Raw genomic sequence first — 6,169 nt, forward strand, 5'->3', positions numbered from 1 at the left:
GGCGTTGGCCTACCGCTCCTACCAGTTCACCACCGCCGACGAGGTCGCCGACGACGCCGAGGACACCAAGATCGCCAAGCGCTCGCCCACCGACGCCTGGTCGGCACCCGACCGGGACCTGTCCGACGACCACACCACCGGTCAACCCACCGAGCTGGGAGACCACGTCGACTACGACGACGAGGACCTGGAGGAGGCCGAGGCGGAAGCCGAAGCGGAGGCCCGCGCCCGCGCCGCGGCCGCCTCGCGCGACCGCAGGCGGACGAGGCGCGACGACGGAAACCCGGACGACGGAAAGGAGGGTGGCCGGTGATCTCCCCCGAACTGTTCGGCTACCTCATCCCGTCCGTCGTCCTGATCCCCCTGCTCGCCGCGGCGTTGTGCCTGGTGGTCTCCCGCCGTCCCCGGGTCCAGAACATCATCACCATCGTCACCCTCACCGGGGTGCTGGTCATCGCCGGCATCCTGCTGGTGCTCACCGACCAACACGGCGTGCACACCGTGCAGGTGGGCGGTTGGGACGCACCCGTCGGGATCACGCTGGTGGCGGACCGGCTCAGCGCCCTCATGCTCTGCGTGTCGGCCATCGTGCTGCTGACGGTGATCATCTACGCCGTGGGGCAGGGCGTCCGCGACGGGGACGGCGACCAACCGACCTCGATCTTCCTCCCCACCTACCTGGCGCTCGCGGCGGGACTGAACGCGGCGTTCATCGCCGGCGACCTGTTCAACCTGTTCGTCGGGTTCGAGATGCTGCTGGCCGCGTCCTACGTCCTGCTCACCCTCGGCGCCAGCCAGGAACGAGTCCGCGCGGGGGTCTCCTACACCGTCGTGTCGATGGTGTCGTCGATGGTGTTCCTGCTGGGCATCGCGCTGACCTACTCGGCCGCGGGCACGCTCAACCTGGCCCAGCTGTCCGTCCGGATGGCCGAGGTCCCGGAGGGGCTGCGGAACACGATCTTCGCCGTCTTCCTGGTGGCGTTCGGCATCAAGGCCGCCGTGTTCCCCCTCTCGACCTGGCTTCCCGACTCCTACCCCACCGCGCCCGCCCCCGTCACGGCGGTGTTCGCGGGCCTGCTGACCAAGGTCGGCGTCTACGCGATCATCCGCTTCCACACCCTCGTGTTCCCCGGCGGGTCCATGGACGGCGTCCTGCTGGTGGCGGGTCTGCTGACGATGGTCATCGGCATCCTCGGCGCGATCGCACAGTCGGACATCAAACGAATACTGTCGTTCACCCTCGTCAGCCACATCGGGTACATGATCTTCGGCATCGCCCTGTCGACCGGGTACGGGTTGAGCGCGGCGATCTACTACGTCGGCCACCACATCATCGTCCAGACCACCCTGTTCCTGGTGGTCGGACTGATCGAACGGCAGGCCGGGTCGTCCTCCCTCCGCCGTCTGGGTTCGCTCGCCGTGGCCAGCCCCGTCCTCGCCGTCGTCTTCCTCATCCCGGCCCTCAACCTCGGCGGCATCCCGCCGTTCTCCGGCTTCATCGGCAAGCTGGCGGTGGTCCAGGCCGGCGCGGAGGTCGGCGGTCCGCTCATGTGGGTGCTCATCGCCGGGGCCATGGTCACCAGCCTGCTGACGCTCTACGTGGTGGTCCGCGTGTGGTCCAAGGCGTTCTGGCGCCCCCGCGCGGACGCTCCCGAGGGAGCGGTCGCCCTGGCCAAGCCGCTGGCCCTGCTGCCGTCGGACGAGTACGTGGAGTTCGACGAGCGCGAGGAGGTGGGCCGGATGCCACTGAGCATGCTCGCCCCCACCATGGCCCTCATCGTGGTCTCCTTGTTGATGACCGTCTTCGCCGGCCCACTGCTCGGGGTCACCGACCGTGCTGCCGAGAGCCTCATGGAGCGGCATGACTACCTGGACACCATCCCCATCGATTCCACGCCCGAACGCTACGTCGACTCCGTGACGGGGGTGCGCTGACATGGCCCGCAGGTTCAAGGTCCGTCTCGACCCCCGGGTCGTCGGGTCCCGCGTGTTCATGATGCTGTGGCTGACGGTCGCCTGGGTCATGCTGTGGGGGCCGGTCGAGGTCGGCACGATCGTCGCCGGGGTGCTCGTCGCGATCGTGGTGATGGTGCTGCTCCCGCTGCCCCGAGTCCCCGTGGAGGGCCTGCTCAGGCCCGTGTCCACGGCATGGCTGGTGGTCGTGGTGGCCTACTACCTCGTCCGCTCGTCCATCACCGTGGCGTGGCTGTCCGTGCGCCCGCAGGCTCCGCCCCGGTCCGCCGTGCTCAGGGCACCGATGCAGCTCAAGTCGGACTTCACCCTCGCCCTGGCCGTCAACACCCTGAACCTCATGCCCGGCGGCATCGTCGTGCGCGTCGACCCGGTCGCGCGGTACGTGTACGTCCACGTCCTGGACGCCGGGAGTCCCGAGGCGGTCGAGAGGTTCCGTCGCCAGACCGCCCACGTGGAACAGTTATACGTGCGCGCGTTCGAACGTCCCGAGGACTGGCGACCCAGCCCGCAGCACTATTGCGCCCCCGCAGAGGAATACGGGACCAGCGGCCCCGAGCGCGTTGACGACCGCGACCGCCCACCCGAGCCCGTACGAGACAGCGAGGAGCACCGATGAGCCTGTCACTGCTGCTGTGGAGCGCGGCCGTGGTCGCCCTGACGCTCGCACTGTTCACCACGATGATCCGGCTGATCGGTGGACCCAACACCCTCGACCGGCTGATCTCCCTGGACATGCTCGCCGCCATCGCGCAGTGCGGGGTCGGCGTGTACATCGCCTGGAGCAAGGACACCACCGCCGCGGCCGCCCTCGTGGCGTTGGCGCTGGTCGCCTTCCTCGGATCGGTGTCCGTGGCCCGGTTCCGGGTCAGCGACTCCACCGGCGTCCACAAGGAGGCCCTCACATGACCGACGACCCCCGGGAGATCGTCTCCGCGCTGTTCGTCCTCGCCGGTGCGCTGCTCACCCTCGCCAGCGCCATCGGGCTGGTGCGCTTCCGCGACACCCTGAGCCGGATGCACCCGGCCGCCAAGCCACAGGTGCTGGGCCTGGTGCTCGTACTGTTCGGCGCCAGCGTCCGGATCTTCCCGCACATCGACCTGGGAATGCTCCTGCTGGCCGGGATCGTGGCCGTGTGCACCGCCCCCGTGATCGCCAACCGCGTGGGCAACCTGGCGTATCACGAGAGCGTCGAGGACGGCACCATCACCCACGAGGCCCCGGTCCTGGAGAAGTTCCAGGCGAGCGAGGCCAACCGCAAGAACACGCCCTGACCGGAGCCCGCCAGGCCGACTCCCGCCATCCGCTCCGGCGCCTGCACACCGGGACCGGGACACAGCCGATCAGGGGCACAGCTGATCAGGGGCTCAGCCGATCAGGGGCACAGCCGCTCCGGGCCGGGCGCCGACGACTCGAGCCCCGCTCCCCTTCGCGGGGGCGGGGCTCGTTCGGTGACTCGGGGTCGGTGTACCGGCGGTAGGCCGGCGTGCCGGCGCGGGGCCGGTTACCTGGAGATCAGGGGGCGGGCTGCGCGGGCGGGGAGGCGGGATCGGCCTGCCCCTCGACGGGCTGCTCCCCGACCGGGACCTCCACGAGGAGGTCCTCCTCGCCCTCGACGGCGCCCTCGCCCTCAACACCCTCGCCCTCGACACCCTCGGCCTGGGTCTCGTCAGCGTTCTCTTCCGCCTCCGAGCCGGCCTCGCCCGTGTAGGTGGGCAGCGTGTACGGGGCGTCGGGATCCGCGGGCTGCTCGTTGGGCGGGGAACACGCGGTCACGGCGAACGCGAGTGCGAATGCGGGAACCGCGACCATGAGGCGGCGGGCGGTCTGACGCGGGGCCATGAGGGCTCCTTCGATCTCGGAAAGCTGCAGGTCGCGATGAGCACGCGTCCCGGCGGGCGGAGTGCGTGAGCTCATCATATCCTCAGCCGTCAGCGGTCGAGGTCCTGGGTGACGATCACGATCACGCCGGGGGCGCCCACCTCGAGATCGGCCGGCCGGGGCACGGCGGGGATGCCCAGCTGGGCCGCTACGGCCTCGGCGGCCTGCCGCTCACCGGCACCGGTTCCGAAGTACACGGTCGACTCGGACACCACCGGCCGGTTGGAGGGCAGGTTGGCCACCTCGCCGACCGCGAAGCCGGACTCCCGGAGGGCTTCCCCGGTCCGGCCGGCGAGTCCGGAGACGTTGCTGTTGTTGAACACCTGGACGGGCACCGCGGTCACGGCCGGCGCGTCGCCGGGCTGGCCGGCCGGAGGCTGCTCGGGGGGCTGCACGGGCTGACCGGGGGCCGCCTGCCCGTCGGGCGCACCCTGCGGGTCCTGGCCGGCGGGGGCGTCCCCGGGTTGTCCCGGTTCGACGGCCTGCCCCGGCTGCTCGGACTGCTCGACCTGCGAGGTGTCCTGATCGGTGGCGGTCGGCGTCTCGTCGTCACCCCCGAACAGCTGGACGAGTCCGATGCCGATCGCGAGGACCACTGCGGCGAGGAGGACCATCGCGATGGCCCGATAAGGAGGGCCCGTCGGCTCGTCCAGGTCGGGATCGACCCCGGCGTCGCCACCGGGCGCGCCCGGGCCGTAGGGATCATACTGCGAGGTTTCGGGCTGGGAGCTCACGCCGGTGAGTGTAGGTCAGTCGAGTCGCATTCCCAGGTTGCGCGCCGCGCGTGCCTTCTGACGGCTGCTCCGCATGCGACGCAGACGCTTGACGAGGAGCGGGTCCACGGCCAGCGCCTCGGGGCGGTCGATGAGGTCGTTGAGGATCTGGAAGTAGCGCGTGCCGGACATCTCGAACTTCTGCCGGATCGCCTCCTCCTTGGAACCGGCGAACTTCCACCACTGCCGTTCGAACTCGAGCATGGCCTGGTCCCGGTCGGACAGGACGGGATCGGCGGCATGCAGCTCGGTCGCGGGCTGCGTACCGCCCGCGACCTGCGGCCCGCGTGCCGCAGTAACTGATCGACCCATGCGCGCGCCTCCTGTGGTGTCGGTGCAGGTGCTCCGGTGCGGGTATGGAGATCACACCGTTGTGATTCCCCCGTAGTGAACCACACGGATCCGACACCCTGCCACGGGCGCACTAGGATCGTCTGCCATGGCCGTCCTGCCCATCGTCATCCTCGGCGATCCCGCCCTCCACGCCCCCACCGAGCCCGTCACCGGGTCCCCGGAGGAGATCCGCGACCTCGTCCGCGACCTCTACGAGACCATGGACGCCGCCAACGGCGTGGGGCTGGCCGCCAATCAGGTGGGTGTACGCAAGCGGGTGTTCGTCTACGACTGCCCCGACCTGGACACCGAGGACGGCGAGGGCGTCTCACGCGAGGACGTCGAGGCCCGTGGCGGCTGGATCAACCGCCGCGGCTGCGTGGTCAATCCGGTGTTGGAGACCTCCGAGATCCCGGAGACCATGCCGGACCCGGAGGAGGATCTCGAGGGGTGCCTGTCCGTCCCCGGAGTGAACTTCCCGCGGGGACGCGCCTGGTGGGCCCGGGTCACCGGCACCGACGAGAACGGCGAGCCGGTCTCGGTGGAGGGCTACGGCCTGTTCGCGCGGTGCCTGCAGCACGAGGTGGGCCACCTCGACGGCGTCCTCTACACGGACGGACTCATCGGCCGGAACCGCAAGGCAGCCAAGAGGCACATCCGCGACGCGGGCTGGGGCGTGCCCGGGTTGAGCTGGGACCCGACCACCGATCCCGATCCGTTCGCCGACGAGGAGGACGACGACGACGAGGCCACCGACCTCCATGGCTGAGCAGGACCGGGGTCTGGCGGACCGGTCCCGGTGGAACGCGGGCCGACGCGTGGAGGTGGGGATGCGCGTGGTGGTGCGTCGTCATCTGGAGGACGGGCAGAGTTCGCATCTCTACACCGACGTCATCGGGCACGTGGTCGAGCTGGATCCCGTTCTGGTGGTACGCCGGGAGTCGGGCGAGGAGGTGCGGATCGCCGACCCCGACATCGCCGTGCTCAAGGTGTTGCCGCCCCGACCCGTCCGGGCCCGCGACGTCCGGGCCCACGAGTACGCGGGCGCGTTGGCGTGGCCGGGTACCGAGTTCGAGCTGGTGGACGGCTGGTTCTGCCGCGCCGGGGACGACTGGTCCTATCGCGGGAACTCGGCGGTCCCGGTGCTGCCGTGGGCCAGCTTCCGGGAACTCGACGGGGTCCGCGACTGGTACTCCGCCCGCGGCCTGCCG

Annotated in this window: 8 protein-coding genes and 2 pseudogenes; 7 read left to right on the forward strand and 3 right to left on the reverse strand. The window is 70.5% G+C overall.

From position 1 onward, the window contains the following. The 5 genes and pseudogenes from G6018_RS05020 to G6018_RS05040 all read left to right on the forward strand — a co-directional run. Positions 1 to 313: pseudogene (locus G6018_RS05020) on the forward strand (Na(+)/H(+) antiporter subunit C); the annotation flags it as partial. Beyond that, positions 310 to 1,935 carry a Na+/H+ antiporter subunit D gene (locus G6018_RS05025; RefSeq protein ID WP_182638961.1) on the forward strand — a complete coding sequence of 542 codons (1,626 nt, stop codon included), beginning with the start codon at positions 310 to 312 and terminating at the stop codon, positions 1,933 to 1,935. The pseudogene G6018_RS05020 and the gene G6018_RS05025, both read left to right, overlap by 4 nt. 1 nt (position 1,936) lies before the next feature. Next, a complete protein-coding gene (locus G6018_RS05030; protein ID WP_182638963.1) occupies positions 1,937 to 2,590 on the forward strand; it encodes a Na+/H+ antiporter subunit E in 654 nt (217 codons plus the stop codon). Then, the gene (locus tag G6018_RS05035) at positions 2,587 to 2,880 is read left to right on the forward strand and encodes a monovalent cation/H+ antiporter complex subunit F (RefSeq protein ID WP_182610648.1); all 294 of its coding nucleotides are present in this window, start codon (positions 2,587 to 2,589) and stop codon (positions 2,878 to 2,880) included. Before G6018_RS05030 ends, G6018_RS05035 begins: the two co-directional genes overlap by 4 nt. Then, positions 2,877 to 3,245 carry a monovalent cation/H(+) antiporter subunit G gene (locus G6018_RS05040; protein WP_182610647.1) on the forward strand — a complete coding sequence of 123 codons (369 nt, stop codon included), beginning with the start codon at positions 2,877 to 2,879 and terminating at the stop codon, positions 3,243 to 3,245. Before G6018_RS05035 ends, G6018_RS05040 begins: the two co-directional genes overlap by 4 nt. A gap of 241 nt (positions 3,246 to 3,486) precedes the next feature. Here the strand turns inward: G6018_RS05040 and G6018_RS05045 are convergent, their stop codons facing one another. The 3 genes from G6018_RS05045 to G6018_RS05055 form a co-directional block, all read right to left on the reverse strand. Continuing rightward, positions 3,487 to 3,813 (reverse strand): hypothetical protein, encoded by a 327-nt coding sequence (locus G6018_RS05045; protein WP_182638965.1) that lies wholly within the window; start codon positions 3,811 to 3,813, stop codon positions 3,487 to 3,489. 89 nt (positions 3,814 to 3,902) lie between these two features. Then, on the reverse strand, positions 3,903 to 4,586 hold the full coding sequence (locus tag G6018_RS05050) for a LytR C-terminal domain-containing protein (RefSeq protein ID WP_182638967.1): 684 nt from the start codon (positions 4,584 to 4,586) through the stop codon (positions 3,903 to 3,905). 15 nt (positions 4,587 to 4,601) lie between these two features. Continuing rightward, the gene (locus G6018_RS05055) at positions 4,602 to 4,937 is read right to left on the reverse strand and encodes a DUF3263 domain-containing protein (protein WP_241730959.1); all 336 of its coding nucleotides are present in this window, start codon (positions 4,935 to 4,937) and stop codon (positions 4,602 to 4,604) included. Between the two features lie 127 nt (positions 4,938 to 5,064). Here G6018_RS05055 and G6018_RS05060 point away from each other — a divergent pair, with 127 nt between their 5' ends. Together G6018_RS05060 and G6018_RS05065 are read left to right on the forward strand one after the other, a co-directional pair. Then, positions 5,065 to 5,727 (forward strand): peptide deformylase, encoded by a 663-nt coding sequence (locus tag G6018_RS05060; RefSeq protein ID WP_182610060.1) that lies wholly within the window; start codon positions 5,065 to 5,067, stop codon positions 5,725 to 5,727. Continuing rightward, positions 5,720 to 6,169: pseudogene (locus G6018_RS05065) on the forward strand (GNAT family N-acetyltransferase); the annotation flags it as partial. The gene G6018_RS05060 and the pseudogene G6018_RS05065, both read left to right, overlap by 8 nt.

It is taken from the genome of Dietzia sp. DQ11-44 (assembly GCF_014145205.1).
Classification (GTDB): Bacteria; Actinomycetota; Actinomycetes; order Mycobacteriales; family Mycobacteriaceae; genus Dietzia; species Dietzia natronolimnaea.

Excerpts from the sequence above, each read along its gene's own strand:
- G6018_RS05030 (WP_182638963.1), top strand. The coding sequence starts at position 1,937 with ATGGCCCGCAGGTTCAAGGTCCGTCTCGACCCCCGGGTCGTCGGGTCC.
- G6018_RS05035 (WP_182610648.1), top strand. The coding sequence starts at position 2,587 with ATGAGCCTGTCACTGCTGCTGTGGAGCGCGGCCGTGGTCGCCCTGACG.
- G6018_RS05040 (WP_182610647.1), top strand. The coding sequence starts at position 2,877 with ATGACCGACGACCCCCGGGAGATCGTCTCCGCGCTGTTCGTCCTCGCC.
- G6018_RS05045 (WP_182638965.1), bottom strand. The coding sequence starts at position 3,813 with ATGGCCCCGCGTCAGACCGCCCGCCGCCTCATGGTCGCGGTTCCCGCA.
- G6018_RS05055 (WP_241730959.1), bottom strand. The coding sequence starts at position 4,937 with ATGGGTCGATCAGTTACTGCGGCACGCGGGCCGCAGGTCGCGGGCGGT.
- G6018_RS05060 (WP_182610060.1), top strand. The coding sequence starts at position 5,065 with ATGGCCGTCCTGCCCATCGTCATCCTCGGCGATCCCGCCCTCCACGCC.